Raw genomic sequence first — 834 nt, 5'->3', positions numbered from 1 at the left:
GGTCAAGGCCGTGCTTCCTGATCCGAGCTCTCTGGCGCCTGGCTACACCGGCAAGACCTGCATTGGCGATCTGGTCAAGGGCACCAAGGATGGACAGCCGCGCGAGGTGTTTATCTACAACGTCGCCGATCATGAAGACGCCTACGCAGAAACCGACAGCCAGGGCATTTCCTATACCGCTGGTGTGCCACCCGTGGCGGCCGCTCTGCTGGTCGCCCGTGGCGAATGGGACGTGCAGCGCATGGCCAACGTCGAAGAGTTGCCGGCTGAGCCGTTCCTCAAGGCACTGGATGTGATGGGCCTGCCGACCCGCATCAAAGACGAGAAGGGTGATCGCCCCTGGAATGGCAACGCCTGAGGCGCCAACAATCCAGGTGAATCCCGTTTGCCGCTCCAAACGCAAAAACGCCGCTCTTTGAGCGGCGTTTTTGTTGGTGCGATCTGGTAATACGAACAAAACTATTGAAAAAAATTCGTATTCTCTATAAACGGGAAGCTCACCGGCACATAGCCTGCAATCAGTAAGTGAGTATCGCCATGTTTTGGCTCAGGGAGCGCTGATGAGTGTTCGTCCATTGACCGACTCCCCGCGGCAATCGAACGATTGCGACGTTGTCGCAACTCAACTGAAAGGGAACTCGGATACTGTCGGCATGACTTACGTTGGCAACGAGGACACGATCGAACAGTTGCTGGACTCAGCGCGCAGTTGGGCCAATACCACTGCGTGGGTGGTTTACCGCGCCGGTGAACAAATGCATTGGGTCGGGCAGGGCGACCCGCAGGTGCAGTGGCCGTCAAGCGTTGCGAATGAAGCGTTTGAAGCCTTTTGCC

Annotated in this window: 2 protein-coding genes; both read left to right on the top strand. The window is 57.3% G+C overall.

Annotated elements, in window-relative coordinates; all coding sequences use genetic code 11:
• Positions 1-358, top strand: a 358-nt coding sequence (locus tag AC1DSG_RS31470) for a saccharopine dehydrogenase family protein (protein ID WP_477794339.1), incomplete at its 5' end; no start/stop codon positions are given.
• A gap of 202 nt (positions 359-560) precedes the next feature.
• Positions 561-834 (top strand): hypothetical protein (locus AC1DSG_RS31465; RefSeq protein ID WP_477794338.1); only part of this gene is annotated, 274 nt, incomplete at its 3' end.

The organism is Pseudomonas sp. P5_A12, from assembly GCF_056400685.1.
The sequence above is the reverse complement of the archived record's forward strand: the minus strand, read 5'-3'. Positions and strand labels throughout refer to the sequence as shown.